Source organism: Anaerobacillus sp. ABA4_114, from assembly GCF_056159065.1.
Genome location: NZ_JBSWUM010000001.1, coordinates 2,401,690 through 2,420,734, shown reverse-complemented (window position 1 = coordinate 2,420,734; position 19,045 = coordinate 2,401,690). Strand labels below are relative to the sequence as shown.

The window sequence follows — 19,045 nt, the reverse complement described above, 5'->3', positions numbered from 1 at the left end:
AAAGAGTAGATTCCTGAAAGGACATAAATTTCTCCTAACGCCATTACTGTGTTATAATGGACTAGTTATTGAGATTATCGTCATGGATAGGACGAGAATACGAGGAGAGAGTTTAATGCAAATTAGAGAAGATATTCGTAACATCGCGATTATCGCTCACGTTGACCACGGTAAAACGACACTAGTTGATCAAATGTTACATCAATCTGGTACATTTCGTGACAATGAGCAAGTAAATGAGCGTGCGATGGACTCGAATGACCTTGAAAGAGAACGCGGGATTACAATCCTAGCTAAAAATACTGCAATCAATTATGAAGATAAGCGAATCAACATCATGGATACTCCTGGACACGCAGACTTCGGTGGTGAAGTAGAGCGTATCATGAAGATGGTAGATGGTGTTCTACTCGTTGTTGATGCTTATGAAGGCTGTATGCCTCAAACACGTTTCGTGCTTAAGAAAGCACTTGAGCAAAAACTTACGCCAATCGTTGTGTTGAACAAGATCGACCGCCCAGCTGCTAGACCAGAAGAGGTTGTTGATGAAGTGATCGACCTATTTATCGATCTTGGCGCAGATGAAGATCAGCTTGATTTCCCTGTTGTATACGCTTCTGCAATCAACGGAACAGCAAGTTTAGATGCTGATAAGCAAGATGACAACATGAAAGTTCTAATGGATACAATCATTGATAACATCCCAGGACCTGTCGACAATAGTGACGAACCTCTTCAGTTCCAAATCACTTTGCTTGATTACAACGACTACCTTGGTCGTATTGGTATCGGTCGTATCTTCAGAGGAACGATGAAAGTTGGACAGCAGGTCGCATTGATGAAGATCGATGGAACTGTGAAACAATTCCGTGTAACCAAGCTATTTGGTTTCATTGGACTGAAGCGAGTAGAAATTGAAGAAGCAAAAGCTGGAGACCTTGTGGCGGTTTCAGGAATGGAAGAGATCAACGTAGGTGAAACGGTTTGTCCATATGACCACCAAGATCAACTTCCTATTCTTCGTATTGACGAGCCTACTCTTCAAATGACGTTCCTTGTAAACAACAGTCCTTTCGCTGGTAAAGAAGGTAAGTATATTACAAGTCGTAAAATCGAAGAGCGTCTGAGAGCACAGCTAGAAACAGACGTAAGTCTTCGTGTTGAAAATACAGATTCTCCAGATGAGTGGATCGTGTCAGGGCGCGGTGAGCTTCACCTTTCGATTTTGATTGAAAACATGCGTCGTGAAGGGTACGAGCTACAGGTTTCTAAGCCAGAAGTAATTGTTCGTGAAGTCGATGGTGTTCCAAGTGAGCCAGTTGAACGCGTTCAAATCGACGTTCCTGAGGACTACACTGGAGCTGTCATGGAGTCTCTTGGTGAGCGTAAAGGTGAAATGGTTAACATGGTGAACAACGGAGCAGGCCAAGTCCGTCTAGAATTCATGGTACCTGCTCGTGGACTGATCGGTTATACAACTGAATTCCTTACGCAAACTCGCGGTTATGGGATTTTGAACCACACGTTTGAATCTTATATGCCTCTTATTAGCGGCCGTGTTGGTGGACGCCGTCAGGGTGTTCTCGTATCGATGGAAAAAGGAAAAGCTTCTGAATACGGAATTATGGGTGTAGAAGATCGTGGTACGATTTTCGTTGAACCTGGTACTGAAGTTTATGAAGGTATGATTGTTGGTGAGCACACTCGTGAGAACGACATCACTGTAAACATCGTAAAGGTAAAACAGATGACAAACATGCGTTCAGCAAACAAAGACCAAACGGTATCAATGAAGAAGCCTCGTGTATTGACTCTTGAAGAAGCTCTTGAGTATCTAAATGAGGATGAGTATTGCGAGATCACACCAGATTCTATCCGTCTTCGTAAAAAGATCCTTGATAAGAATGAACGCGAAAGAGTAGCTAAAAAGAAAAAATTAGCCCAACAATAAGGGTGTCTAGTGCGATTCAAAAGGGGCATCCCTTTTGAATCGTTTTTTTATGGAGATGTTGGAGGTGTAAAATGTGAACAATGAAGTGGTTCCATCAGGTGATTTATCATTCTTCGCAAAGTTAGTTGGAATAGAAGAGAACATGACATTAGGTTTTTATTTGCTGTATGCGATCATTGTTATTCTTTCGATCGTTGTATATCGACTAGGATTCGCGAAGAAATTACCCGTACTTAAGAATGCTGTTATTTACATTCTGCTAATTGTCGGTTGTTTCCCTCTTACCTTTTTTGGAATTGGGCTTCCTGTAGCGGAAGGATTAGTAGCTGCTGCTGTCGTATTAATCATATATAAGGTTCGTCTCAATCAATCAAAGAAAAACGAAAACGAGGCGGGCTAACGTCAGAACAAGCGGGGGAAGCAGTGAACCTTCAGGATGCAATGTATAATTGGCTAAGCATAAAAAAAGTAGCCGATGAGAGAGAAAGCGATCATGCTGCCCAGGATACAAGAGCTTTTTTTGAGGAAATATTGATAGAGGATCACGGTGTATCGGAATTGGATATTGAAATTGAAGAACCCTATTATATCGTTCATTTTGTAAAAGAAAATGACAATAGGAATATGAAATTTCCAATTGAATTGATCGATGCGTTGTTACGTTCGATTCAAAATGAACCTAAATATAACCAATAAACAAAAGACGTGCTCAGAGCACGTCTTTCTTACAACGATCATTTTTCGTTAAACCGATAAACAGCGAAAAGCGCAGCCGCATACACAGCATGTCCCAAAGTCCAATACGATATCGCTTCGATATCATTCAAAGGAGGAGTTGGCTTCTCAGCTAAATAGGTCAAAGGAAAGTATAGGAATACAGTTGGAAGCGTAAGAAGGTAGGAAAAGAGTAATTGCGCTACCTTACGTTTATAGAAGTATCGATAGCTTCCGATTGTGTATACGATACCGATGATTAGTGAGATGATCAGGTGGAAAATAAATTCAATCATTTCAGGCCACTGAATATCTCCTATTACCGGTATGAAGTCGATATTTAGTAGTAGGGTATACACAAGGACACCCGTTTTGTACTGAATTGCTTTCAGTAATAATCCTAGTATGATGCCAGATAGTGTACCTGCGATCAGTCCTTCTTTTACTTTACCACTCATCATCAGTTTCTTCTTTGTGGTAAAGTTTAAAATCGCCGCTTTCTTTCCTCTCTTTTGTGCGGCTTTCGATCCGATCATAACACGGGTCGCACATATAAGTGTGAATAGGTCTGTTGCGAAGTTTTTTGGCGAGTGGACTGCCGCTATCAATAGATTCGATCTTATCACATAGAACACATTTTACACGCACGTTTAACACCTCTCATTCATGTAGTTAGTATAGCATGAAAGAGGAGAGGTTTTGCAGTACAATGCAGTTAGAACTTTATTTATGGAGGGATGAGAATGCCAAATAAGGTAGAGAATACCCTTTCAGGTGAACTACTCACATTACTCAAGAAGGAACAATACGTTCTCCTATCGACCATCGATCATGAGACGAAAGGTCCGAATGTGAGCGCGATTTCGTGGCTTTACGCTGTAGACAATAGCACTGTTGTCTTTGCGGTGGATTTAAAATCGAGAATCGTTAAGAATCTTAGGGAGAATAACCAAGTTTCCATCACGTTGATTGGAAATGAAAGTACTTATTCCATTTCAGGGACTGCTACCATTGATGAAGAACCGATGAATTCAGTACCACTGAAGCTTGCAAAGGTAACGCTATCGATCAAAGAAGTGCGGGATGTCATGTTTTATGGTGCGAAAATGTCTGTTGAACCTGCTTATGAGAAAACATACGATCCTGAAGCCGCTGCAAAACTAGACCGTTCTGTTATGGCTGAATTGAAGAAAACAGGTGTAACGTGATAAAACCGGCTGAAAGCCGGTTTTACTTGTCTAAATCTTGTTTTTCTTGCTGTTCTTTCAGCTGCTGCTTCTCATTAGCAGGAAGCTGTTTATCGTTCGCTCTAGTTGGTTCACGTTCAGATTTATTAATGTCACCTGGAACTTCAGGGACAAGTCGACCGACGATATCAGCTAGCTCTTCCATGATTCCACCTACCGGGTGTCCTCTTCTAATTTCGGATGCCATTCTCCTTAAACGATAGGTCGTATCGGCATCGGCGGTGACGATGGCATTTGCACCAAAAGGATCTTTTTGTAGAGCTTCAGCCACCGTATATTTGATCGAGCTTACGCGAGATCTGTCAAGCTTTTCATTCACATCGATTCCAACGACCGCGTATTTTCCAGTTACAACTGCAGTAGCATCCTCAACATCCGGAACTTGTTTTGCAATCGTCACAAGGTGTTTTGCAATTTCCGTTGCAGATCGCTCTTCGTTCTCAGGCGTCCGGACAGACTGCTTCACATATTCAACTTTTTCTTGCTTTTCAGCGACTGGTTCATCATTTGACTGACATGCTGCAAGAAGGATGAACCCTACCATTAACCATTTGCTACTTCTCATAATAATTCCTCCGAGTATGTGATCGATTCTTTCATTCACTTCTTTTGCTAATTATTTTCTGAATAACCGTCTAACTTTATTCACCGGGTCATAGATTATACAAAACGTAGATAGTCCAAACTGTCATTTGCTACCAGTCACACCAACTATAATCACTCGGGAGGCGAAACGTTGGATAAGGTTTACGTCCTGGATACCAATGTCTTATTACAGGATCCAAATGCCATCTATTCATTTGAAACGAATGAAATTGTAATTCCAGCGGTTGTTTTGGAGGAAGTCGATTCAAAAAAACGGTATATGGATGAAATAGGAAGGAATGCAAGACACATCTCACGCATGATCGATGGATTCAGAGAGAGAGGGAAGCTCCACTCATCTATTCCTTTAGAAAATGGAGGGACTCTCAGAATTGAACTCAATCATCGGTCGTTTCAATATTTTCAAGATAAATTTGTTGAAAAAACGAATGATAACCGAATTTTGGCGGTGGCACTCAACCTGTTTTTGGAAGAAGGCAAACAGAAATCTGGCCGATCCGTCATACTTGTAAGTAAAGATGCACTGGTCAGGGTGAAGGCAGATGCGCTAGGCATTCAAGCAGAAGATTTTTTGAGTGATCGCGTAGTCGAATTTAACCAAATCTACACAGGCTATGAAGAACGATATATAGAGAGTGAACTCTTGAACAGTTTCTTTGAGAGACACTATATCGATATGAAATCTTTAAAAGGAAGACACCTGTATCCAAATCAATATGTCATTCTGAAAGATCCTGCTAACCCCTCATCTTCTGGAATTGGTAAAGTCGATAAGAAAGGGAAGCGGATTGAGAAAACAGCTATGGAAACAGAGTATATGTGGGGAATTGGACCAAGGAATGTTCAGCAAAGGATGGCACTTGACTTACTTGTTAGAAAGGACATCCCTCTTGTGACGCTAGTTGGAAAGGCGGGTACTGGTAAAACCCTCCTTACGATTGCAGCTGGGTTAATGCAGACAGAGGATTTGAATCAATACAAAAAGCTGTTTATCGCGAGACCGATCGTTCCAGTCGGCAAAGATATCGGGTTTCTCCCTGGTGAAAAAGATGAAAAACTGAAGCCATGGATGCAACCGATCTATGATAATCTAGAGTATTTATTTAATGTTAAGAAAACCGGTGAATTGGAGAAGATCCTGGCAGGTATCGGATCTATACAAGTAGAGGCGCTCACGTATATACGTGGTAGGAGTTTACCAGATCAATACATTATTATCGATGAAGCGCAAAATCTTACGAAGCATGAAGTGAAAACGATCTTAACAAGGGTAGGGGAAGGGAGTAAGATTGTACTCCTTGGAGATCCTCAGCAAATTGATCATCCGTATTTAGATGAGTATACGAACGGGCTGACTTACGTTGTAGAGAAATTTAAAGACCAGCCGCTAAGTGGACACGTAAAGCTTGAGAAAGGTGAACGTTCTCAGTTAGCCCAGCTTGCGGCCGATCTTCTTTAAATAATTGTAATGGCACAAATGTTTTTGAATGGTTCTGCGGCGTTTGCGCCGTCACCATGATAAAAGTGAACCGGACCATCGTCCTTGAGCGGCTTTCCGTTTATTGCAAATCCAAGAAAGCCGTTCAATGCTTCATCTATAGATAGGACGATGTGTTCGTCATCAGTCGTTTCTAGCTGAACGTGATTTCCTTCCGTTAATGGCTCAGCGTTAGAAAGAAACGGCTCGAGGGGAATCACATAGCTACCATTCAATATTTTTTCCTTCTCAAAGCGTTTAATGCTTTGATTGATAGGTGGTTTAATACCTGTGCGTTCTTGTTCCCATCGCTCAGATTGAGCTTTGATGTAATCGTTCTCATTTTCATCAGAACTGCTGTTGAATTTCAAAAATTCTTCGAGTTCGATCTTTCTGTCATCAAAAATCCACACGCTTGCATCAAGCGTGATCGGATAAGTGACCTTCCCTTTGATTGGAATAATCGTTTCCATATCCTGCACCCCGCAATCTATATCTTTTGCAAAACAAGTATACCGGTTATGCTTGCTTTTGTCACATTTGGGGAATAGTATGGTGACATAATTTATTCTTCAAAGCGGGGTGGCGGAAAAATGAAATGTACTACAGAACAAGAACTAGTCGAACTCGTCAGGCGCAGTAAGCCTTTTACTAAAGATGGGAAGGTAGCTGATTATATACCTGCCCTTGAAAAAGCAGATCCCGATAAACTGTCGATCGCTGTCTTCTCCAAAGAAGATGGTTGTTTATCAGCTGGAGACGTTGGCGAAGCGTTCACCCTCCAGAGTATCTCGAAAATTCTTACGTTAGCTCTTGCAATCATGGATGCTGGAGAACATAACGTTTTCTCACGTGTCGGTAAAGAACCGACTGGAGACCCTTTCAATTCGATTGCAAAGCTTGAGTCACAGGTTCCTTCAAAGCCTTTAAACCCAATGATCAATGCGGGTGCCCTCGTAGTAACAGATTTAATCCACGGTGAGACTTCGCATGAGAAGGTAGGGCGCATCCTGCAACTCATACATGACATGACAAACAATTCTAGTATCGGTATCAACTATGAAGTGGCCGATTCAGAGTTTGAATCGGCCCACCTTAACAGAGCTCTATGTTACTTTATGAAGCAGCATGGCTTGATCGATAATGATGTGGAAATGCTTCTCGAAGCATATACAAAGCAATGTGCCATCGAAGTAAATTGTAAAGACCTCGCAAGAATCGGAATGGTCCTTGCAAATGAAGGGCGCGATCCGGAAACAGAACGTAAGATCATCCCGAAGTATATCGCACGTATCGTAAAAACGTTTATGGTCACATGCGGGATGTATAATGCTTCTGGTGAATTTGCGATTAACGTTGCTATACCTGCAAAGAGTGGCGTGTCGGGTGGGATTCTAAGTCTAGTACCTAATCAGATGGGAATCGGCGTGTATAGCCCTCCGTTAGACGCGAAAGGAAATAGTATCGCTGGAATAAAGCTGCTTGAAAACTTTTCATCTCAATATGAATTGAGCATTTTCTAGGACACAATATACTGGTTTTTCTTGCAATTTACCGTGTAAGCTTTTATGATTATAAGAGGAATGGGAAAGGGAACGGAGGGATCAGTTTTGTCAACTGGGATGGCAACAGGACATCGTGAAAAAGCATACGAGCTGTTGAAGGCCGATGCGCACAAGATCCTAAAACTCATTGAAGTTCAGATGGAAAATTTAACAATGCCTCAATGTCCTCTTTATGAAGAGGTTCTTGATACTCAAATGTTTGGTTTATCACGTGAAATAGACTTCGCTGTTCGACTAGGGCTAGTGAACGAAGACGATGGCAAAGAATTGCTTGAGTCTCTCGAACGTCAGCTCTCAGCTCTTCACGAAGCTAGCATTAAGTAATAGCCAAAAGCTCAAACTATACTTCTTATAGTTTGAGCTTTTTCTTTTGCTTTAAGAACGTAAGATAAAAATATGATAGAATACGAGTGTAAGGCTAGATTAGACAATAGGAGTAGATAAGAATGTATGATTTGCTCATGGTGATTCTAGTTATTTCCCCTCTTAGTTTACTCGTTCATGAGGCAGGTCATACCCTTGCAGCAAACGTATTAACGTCTTCGAGTGTAAAGCTTCACCTTGGCGTTGGACCAAGATTATTTACCTGGAAACATGCAAGAGGAGAATTAGCTGTTAACGCCTTCTATTTTGCTGGAGGTATGACGATTAGTAGTCAGCCTGACCATGCGCGCGGAAAAGTCATCATCGCTCTAAGTGGGCCGCTATTCAATTTGTGTGCGGCGCTCCTCACACTGGCTCTTCCATTGCCCCTTCACATCCTAGCCTGGACACTATTTTTCAATCTTTGGCTCTGTTTTACTAACTTGATTCCTTTTAAGTTGTTTGGAAAAGAGTCGGATGGATGGACGATCTTAAAAGTACTTCGAGAAAAGCCTTAATTTCTTTCGGACAGGCAGGTTTCGCTGAAAACTCATCGAATGCTATACATACTTCAATCGCATTGCAGTCAGCTGTTTCAATTCGTGCGGTTCTTCAATCCAGAGTAAATAAATAGGTAGGATGACGTCTATGATTAAAAAACTATTTAAGCATTACGATTATTCTCTCATCATCAGTGTGCTTCTATTATGTGGCTTCGGCCTTGTAATGGTGTACAGCGCAAGCATGGTCTGGGCTGTGATGAGACATGAAACCAACAGCGCTTATTTCTTTAACAGACAAATCATCTGGTTAGCAGTGTCATTTTTTGTGTTATTAGGAACGATGCTGTTCCCTTACAAAGCTTATCGAAAGTTCATTATTCCAATATTGGGAGGATCTGTACTCGGGTTACTGCTTGTTAAAATAATAGGCTCGACGACCAACAATGCGCAGAGTTGGATCTATATAGGTCCAATCGGATTCCAACCTTCTGAATTTGTTAAGTTGGGATTGATTATTTATCTAGCTGCTATTTACTCGAAAAAACAAGCCTATATTTCAAACTTCTTACGTGGAGCTTTACCTCCCATCATGGTTATCGGCGTGATCTTCGCGCTAGTAGCTTCGCAGCCAGATCTCGGTACTGCGATGATCATCGCGTTAACTTCAGGAATCGTAATCGTATGTTCTGGAATGAAGTGGCAACATTTATTTAGTTTAATAGCAGTAGGCGTAGTCCTTTTTGCAGGAGCTTGGCTGACTCTATCAGAAGAGCAGTTATCCAGATTCACAGGAGCATATAACCCATTTTCGGATCCAACCGATAGTGGATTTCATTTGATCAACTCTTATATCGCGATTGCTTCTGGTGGAATCACTGGTCAAGGCTTTGGACAAAGTATCCAGAAATATGGATTCTTGCCAGAACCTCATACAGACTTCATTATGGCGATCGTTGCAGAAGAATTAGGTCTCTTTGGCGTTGTATTCGTCATCGGACTCCTTGGGTATATCGTATTTAAAGGGTTCGTCATAGGCATACGATGCAAGGATACGTTCGGAAGCTTATTAGCGATAGGTATAGCAGGTATGATCGGTGTACAAACCGCGGTGAACCTTGGAGCCATTACAGGTTGGCTCCCAGTAACAGGTGTCCCTCTACCATTTATTAGTTATGGAGGCTCATCATTGATTTTATTAATGATGTCAGTTGGTATCTTGATCAATGTATCAGCCTTCGTTAATATCCGTAAATCAAAGAAAACAGACTTTTATCGAAATGATAAATCCGTTTCAATGTAATTAAGCCGGAGGAGGAACGAACTTGAAAGCAATCAATAAAATACTCGTCGCAAACAGAGGCGAAATTGCAATTCGTATTTTTCGTGCATGTACAGAACTAGATATTCGTACTGTCGCGATTTATTCCAAAGAAGATAGTGGTGCGTATCATCGATACAAAGCTGATGAAGCGTACCTTGTAGGCGAGGATAAGAAGCCGATCGATGCGTACCTCGATATTGAAGGCATTATCGAAATTGCGAAAACAAATCACATCGATGCAATACACCCAGGGTATGGCTTTTTATCTGAGAACACTCATTTCGCAGAACGTTGTCAGGAAGAAGGCATCATCTTTATCGGGCCTGAACTTGAGCATCTTGGAATGTTTGGAGACAAAGTAGAAGCTAGGAAGCAAGCTGTGTTAGCCGATCTTCCAGTTATCCCTGGGTCTGATGGTCCTGTTGAAGGCTTGGATGAAGTGAGGCAATTTGCAGAAGAACACGGGTATCCATTGATGATCAAAGCTGCTCTTGGCGGTGGTGGACGAGGAATGAGGATCGTCCGCACTGAACAAGCTCTTGCTGATTCTTACGAAAGAGCCAAATCAGAAGCTAAAGCTGCTTTTGGACGTGATGAAATATACGTAGAAAAGTTTGTTGAGAATCCGAAACATATCGAAGTTCAAATATTGAGTGACAAACATGGGAACACGGTTCATCTCTATGAACGAGATTGCTCTGTGCAAAGGCGTCATCAGAAAGTCGTCGAAGTAGCACCAAGTGTTTCACTCGATGAGAAAACCCGTACTGACATTTGTGAAGCAGCTGTTCGATTGATGGAAAACGTCAAGTATGTGAATGCAGGAACTGTAGAGTTTCTAGTCGATCAACAGGGTAACTTTTACTTTATCGAGGTAAACCCTAGAGTACAGGTTGAACATACGATTACTGAGATGATCACAGGCATCGATATCGTTCAATCCCAAATCATGATTGCTCAAGGGGAAGAGCTTCACGGAAGCCGTCTCGGTATTCCACTTCAAAACGAAATCGACTGTCACGGTGTGGCGATTCAATGCCGCGTAACGACTGAAGATCCTGAGAATAACTTCATGCCTGATACAGGGAAGCTGATGGCTTATCGCTCAGGTGGTGGCTTTGGAGTTCGACTCGATGCAGGAAACGCATATCAGGGAGCAGTCATAACACCTTACTACGACTCTTTACTCGTAAAGCTTTCTACGTGGGCATTAAGCTTCGAACATGCATCCGCCAAGATGGTTAGGAATTTAAAAGAGTTCCGTATAAGAGGAATAAAAACAAACATCGCATTTCTTGAAAATGTGATCAAGCACGAGAATTTCAAGTCTGGGGTTTATGATACGTCATTTATCGATACGACTCCTGAACTTTTTGTTTTTCCTAAGCGTAAAGACAGAGGAACAAAAATGCTTTCGTATATCGGTACGATCACGGTTAACGGCTTTCCTGGTCTTGATAAAAAGAAGAAGCCAGCTTATCCCAAACGTAGAGTTCCTCACTTAACCTATAGTGAAGAGACGTTGAAAGGGACGAAACAAATTCTGGATGAACATGGACCAGAAGGCGTTGTAAACTGGGTGAAGGATCAGAAAAAACCATTACTTACAGATACGACGTTCAGGGACGGTCATCAATCGCTGCTTGCAACTCGAGTGCGTACTTCTGACCTATTACATATTGCTGAACCGACTTCAAGAATGCTACCAGAACTTTTTTCGATGGAGATGTGGGGCGGAGCTACGTTTGACGTATCTCTACGATTCTTAAAAGAAGATCCATGGGATCGATTGATCAAACTTAGAGAAAAAGTTCCAAACGTCATGTTTCAGATGTTGCTTAGAGCGTCTAATGCCGTTGGATATAAGAACTACCCAGATAACTTGATCAATGAGTTTGTAGAGAAGTCTGCAGACGCAGGAATCGATGTGTTTCGAATCTTTGATAGCTTGAACTGGGTCGAAGGTATGACAAAAGCAATCGAAGCCGTTCGAAAAACAAACAAAATCGCTGAAGCTGCGATCTGCTATACAGGAGACATTCTTGATCCAACGAAAACCAAATACGACTTAGCCTATTACAAGCAATTAGCGAAAGAGCTTGAAGATGCTGGTGCCCATATTCTAGGTATCAAAGACATGGCAGGTCTATTAAAACCTCAAGCGGCTTATGAGCTAATTACGAGCTTGAAAGAAACAGTATCCATTCCCATCCACCTTCATACGCACGATACGAGTGGGAACGGCGTCTATACGTATGCCAAGGCAATTGAAGCCGGCGTAGATATTGTAGACGTTGCGGTCAGCTCAATGGCAGGTCTGACTTCACAGCCTAGTGCGAACTCTCTCTACTACGCGATGGAAGGGTCAGATCGTCAGCCTGACATCAATATCAACGCGTTAGAAGAGCTATCACACTATTGGGAAGATACAAGAAAGTACTACAGCGGATTTGAAAGTGGGATGTCTGCTCCGCATACTGAGGTCTATCAGCATGAAATGCCAGGCGGTCAGTATAGTAATCTTCAGCAACAGGCTAAAGGAGTAGGTCTTGGAGAACGCTGGGACGAAGTTAAGGAAATGTATAGTAGAGTTAACAAACTGTTTGGTGACATAGTAAAAGTAACCCCATCATCAAAAGTTGTAGGCGATATGGCTCTTTATATGGTCCAGAACGATTTGAATGAAGATGATATATATGAAAAAGGAGAGTCCCTTGATTTTCCAGATTCAGTAGTCGAATTGTTCCAAGGCTATCTCGGCCAACCGTATCAAGGCTTCCCGAAAGAACTTCAGCAAATCATCCTGAAGGGAAGAGAACCAGTTACGGCACGACCAGGTGGGCTATTAGAACCAGTAAACTTTACAGATCTCAAAGAAACGCTCTATCACAAATTAAATAGACAAGTCACTAGTCATGATTTAATTTCGTATGCCCTTTATCCTAAAGTATTTCTTGAATATGAGGATGTGAAGGACATGTTCGGGGATGTATCAGTTTTGGATACACCGACATTCCTTTATGGCATGAGATTAGGAGAGTCCATCGAAGTTGAGATCGAACAAGGGAAAACACTCATCGTTAAACTCGTGTCGATTGGCGAGGCAAACCTCGAAGGGAAGCGAACGATTTATTTCGAACTGAACGGTCAACCTCGTGAAGTGGTAATTAAAGATGAAAACATCAAAACTTCGATTGCCGCAAAACCGAAAGTAGATAAGGACAACCCTGAACATATCGGTGCAACGATGCCAGGGACAGTAATAAAGGTCCTTGTAGAAAATGGGGAAAAGGTCAACAAAGGGGACCACCTCATGATTACTGAAGCGATGAAAATGGAGACTACTGTACAAGCTCCAAGAAGTGGTGTAGTTAAACACATTCACGTTTCAAACGGTGAAGGAATCGAATCAGGGGATCTGTTGATCGAATTACAATAAACTAAAAAGCTGCGCGATATGCGCAGCTTTTTTAATTTCTAGCCCCTCTGAGCGAGAGCATAACGAGATAGAGGAGAACCGTAAACAATCCTGATATGAATAACCCGTGGAACAAAGCGAGGAAAAGATTAAGCTTTGTGACAACCACAAGGATACCACTTAGTGCCTGTAAGCAAACAAAGACGAATGAGAGGATAAGGCCTCTCCTCATCGTTTTTTCATTCTTCATTTCTTTTAAACCGATGATCATGATGTAAAGAATCCAAACAAAGATCAACATCGCAGCAGTACGGTGTAACATCTGAATGCCAGGTTGTCCTGAAAAAGCAAGGAGTTGACCGTCATTACAGAAAGGTACGTTCGCGCATGCCATACTCGATCCCGTGTGGCGTACTAGTGCACCCGTATACACCACGATGTAAGAATAGATCGTAACTGCATAGAGATGAATTCGGATCTTCTTTGGAACAACAGGAACTTTTGTTGAACCTGCTTCGAAAACGAGCAGAGTGAGAAGGACGACACTCGCAAAGCTTGCAAGTGAAAAACCGAAGTGAGAAGCAAGGACGATATCAGATTGTCCCCACACAACTGCAGCAGCTCCTAGTAGACCTTGAAAAACAATGAGGAACACGGAAGCGATCGCAAGAACCTTTGTTTCTTTCATATAGCCGATCTTTCGCCAGCACCATACAGCAAGTATGATAACGAGTAGTCCTAAAATAGCTGAAACAAATCGATGGCTTAATTCTATGATCGTTTCGAGTTCTGGTGCTTCAGGTAATACTTTTCCATAGCACAGTGGCCATGAATTTCCGCAACCATCCCCAGAACCTGTTTTGGTAACGACAGCCCCCATCAAAAGGACGAGCAGCATACCAAGTGACGTGATGATCCCGAACAATTTCAACAATTTATTCACAAATACCACCTTCTTATCAAATTGGCTCTAAAACATAGTACAATGAATGTGAGAAGAGCAGCGGGCACTTATCTACCTACAAAATAAAGCATTTTTAACTAATTTTAAACAACGTATACAAAACTAGTAGATTCGTTTATAATGGATAAGGATTGCGGGTACTGCTTCCTCTCACAAAACCAACATTATCTTACCATAGCTGTTGAAGTGTTATCATAATAACTTGTGAAAATTGCTTAACACTTTTTGAACAGCAGGTAATTCTGGGGGAGTAGACGTGATGACTAACAACACAATGAGATTATACGATCTCAATTTGGGATTGTTTAACATTAATGATGCACAGGCTGTTATGGCCGAACGTAAAGGAGGTGTATCGTATGAGTAAGACTAGAACTGCTTACGAGGCATCAAGCCGAGTGATGGAGCCAGGTCCTCTTTCTGAGGCTAATCCTTCTGGAACATGGAAAGACTTCTTAACACTTACAAAGCTTGGAATTGTTTTTGATAATTTAATTACAGCATTTACAGGGTTGTGGGTTGCTTCTGTGGCTACAGGTTTTGACCTGTTCGCAAACCCAATGGTATTGATTTTAACGATGTTAGGTACAGCGTTTGTTGTAGCCGGGGGAACATCTTTAAATAACTATATTGACCGTGATATCGACCAAGTAATGGCAAGAACGAATACGCGTCCATCCGTAACAGGGAAGATTCCTGCGAATCAGGTTCTATTTGTAGGACTTGGACTATCGATCGTAGGTTCGATCATGCTTCTCATCATAGAACCGATGGCGGCTCTACTAGGGCTTCTCGGACTCGTTATCTATGTTGTCCTTTATACAATGTGGACAAAGAGAACAACTTCTCTAAATACGGTTGTAGGATCGTTCTCAGGTGCTTTACCACCTCTTATCGGTTGGGCAGCAGTCGATCCTAACTTAAGCCCTATAGCATGGGGAATGTTCCTAATCATGTTTATTTGGCAGCCACCGCACTTCTTAGCACTAGCTATGAAACGTGTTGACGATTATCGTGATGCTGGAATTCCAATGCTTCCTGTTGTTGCAGGATTCAAAATGACAAAGCGTCAAATCGTCCTGTACACTGCTGCACTTGTACCGGTATCGCTATTACTATATAGCTTCGGTCCGGTTTACATCACAGTAGCATCGATCCTTGGATTTGGATGGTTCGCTATTGGAGTAGCAGGCTTTTTCATGAAAGATGATATCAAATGGGCACGAATCATGTTTGTATACTCACTAAATTATATTACGATTCTGTTTATCGTAATGATTGCAGTGAATATTAACAAATAAGGTACTGATTTAAGTATGGTCAGGCGAAGCGAGAAAGTAGTTTCTCGCCTCGCCTTCCTATAATTCAATTTGAGTAAAAGCTATTAAGAAAGTGAGGTTTAAGGTGCAAATGAAACGTTGGAAAAATGTTTGGCGTTTTTTACCACTCTTATCGGTAATTGCGTTAACGCTTACTGGTTGCGGTAATGAGCAACTAACTGCTTTGCTTCCTAAAGGGGAAGGGGCGGAAATGCAATTTAATCTCATGATGTTGAGTCTTTACATCATGATTGGGGTTTTCGTTGTAGTAGCACTTATTTATACGATTGTGCTTTTACGCTTCAGAAGACGTGGTGAAGATGACAATGAGATTCCAGAGCAAACAGAAGGTAATGTAGTTCTTGAAATTTTATGGACAACTGTCCCAATTATTTTACTTTTAATCCTTGCTGTTCCAACAGTTATGGCTACGTTTGCATTAGATGAAGGAACGGATAACCCTCCTGAAGATGCACTTGTCATCAAAGTTACAGCACACCAATACTGGTGGGAATTCGAGTATCCTGATCTTGAAATCAAAACATCACAAGATCTATACATGCCTACTGGTGAAAGAGTCTATTTTGAACTCGCTTCCAAAGACGTTCTCCATTCGTTCTGGGTACCGACACTCGGAGGTAAAATGGATACGAACACAGCTACTGTGAACAAAATGTGGCTCAATGCTAACGAACCAGGTACATATTATGGAAAGTGTGCTGAGCTATGTGGACCATCACATGCGTTGATGGACTTTAAAGTTATCGCTCAAGAAAGAGAAGACTTTGATGCTTGGGCAGAGAAAATGCAGAACGCTTCATCTCAAGCTGCTACTGATCAAGCTCAACAAGGTGAAGAACTTTTTGCAAATAGCTGTATCGGCTGTCACGCAGTCGGTGGTGAAGGTGGTAACACTGGACCAAGCTTAACAAACTTTGGCGATCGCGAAATGGTCGCGGGTATTCTTGAACATACAGACGAGAACATCAAGGCGTGGATTGCTGAACCTGGCGAGTACAAGCCAGGTAACAATATGCCAGCATTTGGCGATCAGCTGAATGATGAAGAACTCGACGCACTTGTTGCATATCTCAATGGTTTAAAGGTTGAAGAATAGTCAACGGAAATAAGGAGGTTTAATTCGTGTCAGCACATGCTTATAAAAAGAAAAATCCTATTTGGGATTGGCTTACTACCGTTGACCACAAAAAAATCGGGATTCTCTATCTCGTTTCCGGGGCATTCTTCTTTCTCCTCGGTGGTCTAGAAGCAATCCTATTAAGGGTGCAGTTGCTTTATCCTGAATTTGACTTCGTAGGCGCTGCAACATTTAATCAGCTTCTTACGATGCACGGTACAACAATGATTTTCTTGGCGGCCATGCCGCTGATCTTCGGGTTTATGAATGCGATCATTCCACTCCAAATCGGGGCGAGGGATGTTGCGTTTCCATTCGTAAACTCACTTGGTTTTTGGCTGTTTTCTGCCGGAGGAATTCTACTTAACCTTGGTTGGTTTATGGGTGGCGCTCCTGACGCGGGTTGGACAGGATATGCCCCATTGTCAACAACGAGTCCTGGTAATGGAGTAGACTTCTATGTATTAGGACTACAGATTTCTGGTATCGGTACATTGATCGGTGGTATCAACTTCCTTGTAACCATCATCAACATGCGTGCGCCAGGAATGACATTTATGCGTATGCCGCTATTTACATGGTCAAGCTTTATTACTTCTGGTCTTATTCTATTTGCTTTCCCTGCACTTACAATCGGTCTTGCTCTTCTTATGTTCGATCGTTTGTTTGGTACTCAGTTCTTCGCGGCTGAAGCAGGCGGTAACCCGATTATTTATGAACATCTTTTCTGGATCTTCGGACACCCAGAAGTTTATATTCTAGTACTACCGGTATTCGGTATGTTCTCTGAAATTATTGCTACTTTTGCTCGTAAACGTCTTTTCGGTTATTCCGCGATGGTATTTGCGACAGCATTGATCGGTTTCTTAGGATTCATGGTTTGGGTTCACCACATGTTCACGGTAGGACTTGGGCCGATCGCTAACTCAATCTTTGCGGTTGCTACGATGTTAATCGCAGTTCCAACCGGTGTTAAGATCTTTAACTGGTTGTTCACGATGTGGGGAGGAAAAGTAAGCTTCCCAACAGCAAACCTATTCGCAGTTGGATTTATTCCTTCATTCGTACTCGGTGGTATGACAGGGGTAATGTTGAGTGTTCCACCTGCTGACTACCAGTATCATGATAGCTACTTTGTAGTTGCTCACTTCCACTACGTAATCGTAGGGGGCGTAGTCTTTGGTCTATTTGCTGGATTCTACTACTGGTGGCCGAAGATTTTCGGAACAATGTTGAATGAATTCCTAGGAAAGCTTCATTTCTGGTTATTCTTTATCGGATTCCATTTAACATTCTTCCCAATGCACTTCTTAGGTCTAATGGGTATGCCACGTCGAGTTTACACATACTTATCAGGACAAAGTCTTGATGAAGCAAACTTCGCGGCGTCCATCGGAGCATTTTTGATGGGTATTGCAACGATTATAATGGTTTGGAATATCATCCAAACTGCTATTAAAGGTAAAAAAGCAGGAAACGATCCATGGGATGGAAGAACGCTAGAGTGGGCTATTTCTTCTCCAGCTCCTGAATACAACTTTGCTCAAACACCATTGATTCGCGGTCTTGACGCTTGGTGGCTTGAAAAGCGTGCTGGAAATAAAGGAATGGTTCCTGCAGAACCACTAGATGATATTCATATGCCTGATGCATCGATACTTCCATTCATCATGTCACTTGGATTGTTCATCGCAGGTTTAGCTGCAATCTATTCCATGTGGGTAATTGCGATCGGTGGACTTGTACTTACGGTTGTTGGTATGGTTATACGTTCCGTCATTGATTACCATGGATATCATATTCACAAAGAAGATCTGCCTGCTGAAGGGGGGAAAGGCAAATGAGAGCTGAAGAAATGAGCAAATTGCCTGCCAATCCAGAACGGGCGACACTTGATGGTAAAAACAAATTTCTTGGCTTCTGGTTTTTCCTTGGAGGCGAAACTGTGCTTTTCGCCTCGCTTTTTGGGGTATACTTAGGACTAAGGAATGCAACAAACGGTGGAGTAACATCAAATGAACTATTTGAACTTCCGCTCGTTTTTATTGCCACAATGCTACTTCTAACGAGTAGTTTAACGTCCGTATTTGCAACGATGGCATTGAAAACAAATCATTTTAAGCGTATGATTGGTTGGTTTGTCGTAACTGCTTTACTTGGCTTAGCGTTCCTAGGTCTTGAAATTTATGAATTTAACCACTATGTACACGAATATGGGCACACTATGCAAAGTAGTGCTTGGGGATCTGCGTTCTATACATTAGTAGGAACTCACGGAGCCCACGTTACTGCTGGTATCATATGGATTGCTCTTTTGATCTTCCGTAATATGCGTCGTGGAATGGACCTATACACTGCACCTAAGTTTTATCTATTCGCATTGTATTGGCACTTTATCGACGTTGTGTGGATCTTTATCTTTACAGTCGTTTACTTAATGGGAAAGGTGGGTTAACTCA

General features: G+C 42.0%; 19 protein-coding genes. 14 read left to right on the top strand and 5 right to left on the bottom strand.

The window, feature by feature from the left end; all coding sequences use genetic code 11:
* The first annotated feature begins 115 nt into the window (after positions 1-115).
* The 3 genes from typA to ACXAEY_RS12240 all read left to right on the top strand — a co-directional run bounded on the left by typA (position 116) and on the right by ACXAEY_RS12240 (position 2,647).
* Complete coding sequence (typA, locus tag ACXAEY_RS12250; protein ID WP_270181733.1) at positions 116-1,951, top strand: translational GTPase TypA; 1,836 nt, start codon at positions 116-118, stop codon at positions 1,949-1,951.
* Between the two features lie 142 nt (positions 1,952-2,093).
* Positions 2,094-2,351 (top strand): YlaH-like family protein, encoded by a 258-nt coding sequence (locus tag ACXAEY_RS12245; protein WP_474814807.1) that lies wholly within the window; start codon positions 2,094-2,096, stop codon positions 2,349-2,351.
* Positions 2,352-2,374: 23 nt separating this feature from the next.
* Positions 2,375-2,647 carry a hypothetical protein gene (locus tag ACXAEY_RS12240; RefSeq protein WP_474812228.1) on the top strand — a complete coding sequence of 91 codons (273 nt, stop codon included), beginning with the start codon at positions 2,375-2,377 and terminating at the stop codon, positions 2,645-2,647.
* Positions 2,648-2,685: 38 nt separating this feature from the next.
* On the opposite strand, the gene ACXAEY_RS12235 is transcribed toward ACXAEY_RS12240, so the two are convergent.
* Both ACXAEY_RS12235 and ACXAEY_RS12230 read right to left on the bottom strand, forming a co-directional pair.
* On the bottom strand, positions 2,686-3,123 hold the full coding sequence (locus ACXAEY_RS12235; RefSeq protein ID WP_474812226.1) for a hypothetical protein: 438 nt from the start codon (positions 3,121-3,123) through the stop codon (positions 2,686-2,688).
* Positions 3,113-3,313 carry a YlaI family protein gene (locus ACXAEY_RS12230; protein WP_270181736.1) on the bottom strand — a complete coding sequence of 67 codons (201 nt, stop codon included), beginning with the start codon at positions 3,311-3,313 and terminating at the stop codon, positions 3,113-3,115. Before ACXAEY_RS12230 ends, ACXAEY_RS12235 begins: the two co-directional genes overlap by 11 nt.
* A 95-nt stretch (positions 3,314-3,408) precedes the next feature.
* Here ACXAEY_RS12230 and ACXAEY_RS12225 point away from each other — a divergent pair, with 95 nt between their 5' ends.
* Positions 3,409-3,873 (top strand): pyridoxamine 5'-phosphate oxidase family protein, encoded by a 465-nt coding sequence (locus ACXAEY_RS12225; protein ID WP_474812224.1) that lies wholly within the window; start codon positions 3,409-3,411, stop codon positions 3,871-3,873.
* A gap of 22 nt (positions 3,874-3,895) precedes the next feature.
* On the opposite strand, the gene ACXAEY_RS12220 is transcribed toward ACXAEY_RS12225, so the two are convergent.
* Positions 3,896-4,477, bottom strand: a complete 582-nt coding sequence (locus ACXAEY_RS12220) for a YhcN/YlaJ family sporulation lipoprotein (protein ID WP_474812222.1) — start codon at positions 4,475-4,477, stop codon at positions 3,896-3,898.
* Between the two features lie 171 nt (positions 4,478-4,648).
* On the opposite strand from ACXAEY_RS12220, the gene ACXAEY_RS12215 reads away from it, so the two are divergent.
* Positions 4,649-5,977, top strand: a complete 1,329-nt coding sequence (locus tag ACXAEY_RS12215) for a PhoH family protein (protein ID WP_270181739.1) — start codon at positions 4,649-4,651, stop codon at positions 5,975-5,977.
* On the opposite strand, the gene ACXAEY_RS12210 is transcribed toward ACXAEY_RS12215, so the two are convergent.
* Positions 5,974-6,468: a peptidyl-prolyl cis-trans isomerase gene (locus tag ACXAEY_RS12210; protein WP_270181740.1), complete on the bottom strand. Its 495-nt coding sequence runs from the start codon at positions 6,466-6,468 to the stop codon at positions 5,974-5,976. The two genes, ACXAEY_RS12215 and ACXAEY_RS12210, sit on opposite strands and share 4 nt — an antisense overlap.
* A 120-nt stretch (positions 6,469-6,588) precedes the next feature.
* Between ACXAEY_RS12210 and glsA the strand changes: the two genes are divergently transcribed.
* The 5 genes from glsA (at position 6,589) to pyc (ending at position 13,186) form a co-directional block, all read left to right on the top strand.
* Complete coding sequence (gene glsA / locus ACXAEY_RS12205; RefSeq protein WP_270181741.1) at positions 6,589-7,518, top strand: glutaminase A; 930 nt, start codon at positions 6,589-6,591, stop codon at positions 7,516-7,518.
* Between the two features lie 99 nt (positions 7,519-7,617).
* A complete protein-coding gene (locus ACXAEY_RS12200; protein WP_442865187.1) occupies positions 7,618-7,884 on the top strand; it encodes an Fpa/YlaN family protein in 267 nt (88 codons plus the stop codon).
* 122 nt (positions 7,885-8,006) lie between these two features.
* Positions 8,007-8,441, top strand: a complete 435-nt coding sequence (locus ACXAEY_RS12195; RefSeq protein WP_474812219.1) for a site-2 protease family protein — start codon at positions 8,007-8,009, stop codon at positions 8,439-8,441.
* 130 nt (positions 8,442-8,571) lie between these two features.
* Positions 8,572-9,726 (top strand): putative lipid II flippase FtsW, encoded by a 1,155-nt coding sequence (ftsW, locus tag ACXAEY_RS12190; protein ID WP_270181743.1) that lies wholly within the window; start codon positions 8,572-8,574, stop codon positions 9,724-9,726.
* Positions 9,727-9,748: 22 nt separating this feature from the next.
* On the top strand, positions 9,749-13,186 hold the full coding sequence (pyc, locus tag ACXAEY_RS12185) for a pyruvate carboxylase (protein ID WP_270181744.1): 3,438 nt from the start codon (positions 9,749-9,751) through the stop codon (positions 13,184-13,186).
* Between the two features lie 31 nt (positions 13,187-13,217).
* Here pyc and ACXAEY_RS12180 read toward each other — a convergent pair whose 3' ends face one another.
* Positions 13,218-14,108 carry a COX15/CtaA family protein gene (locus ACXAEY_RS12180; protein ID WP_270181745.1) on the bottom strand — a complete coding sequence of 297 codons (891 nt, stop codon included), beginning with the start codon at positions 14,106-14,108 and terminating at the stop codon, positions 13,218-13,220.
* A 380-nt stretch (positions 14,109-14,488) separates the two neighbouring features.
* On the opposite strand from ACXAEY_RS12180, the gene cyoE reads away from it, so the two are divergent.
* The 4 genes from cyoE (at position 14,489) to ACXAEY_RS12160 (ending at position 19,041) form a co-directional block, all read left to right on the top strand.
* Positions 14,489-15,430 (top strand): heme o synthase, encoded by a 942-nt coding sequence (gene cyoE, locus ACXAEY_RS12175; RefSeq protein WP_270181746.1) that lies wholly within the window; start codon positions 14,489-14,491, stop codon positions 15,428-15,430.
* Positions 15,431-15,539: 109 nt separating this feature from the next.
* Positions 15,540-16,565, top strand: a complete 1,026-nt coding sequence (coxB, locus tag ACXAEY_RS12170) for a cytochrome c oxidase subunit II (protein ID WP_270181747.1) — start codon at positions 15,540-15,542, stop codon at positions 16,563-16,565.
* A gap of 26 nt (positions 16,566-16,591) precedes the next feature.
* On the top strand, positions 16,592-18,430 hold the full coding sequence (gene ctaD / locus ACXAEY_RS12165; RefSeq protein WP_270181748.1) for a cytochrome c oxidase subunit I: 1,839 nt from the start codon (positions 16,592-16,594) through the stop codon (positions 18,428-18,430).
* The gene (locus tag ACXAEY_RS12160) at positions 18,427-19,041 is read left to right on the top strand and encodes a cytochrome c oxidase subunit 3 (RefSeq protein WP_270181749.1); all 615 of its coding nucleotides are present in this window, start codon (positions 18,427-18,429) and stop codon (positions 19,039-19,041) included. Before ctaD ends, ACXAEY_RS12160 begins: the two co-directional genes overlap by 4 nt.
* Positions 19,042-19,045 lie beyond the last annotated feature (4 nt).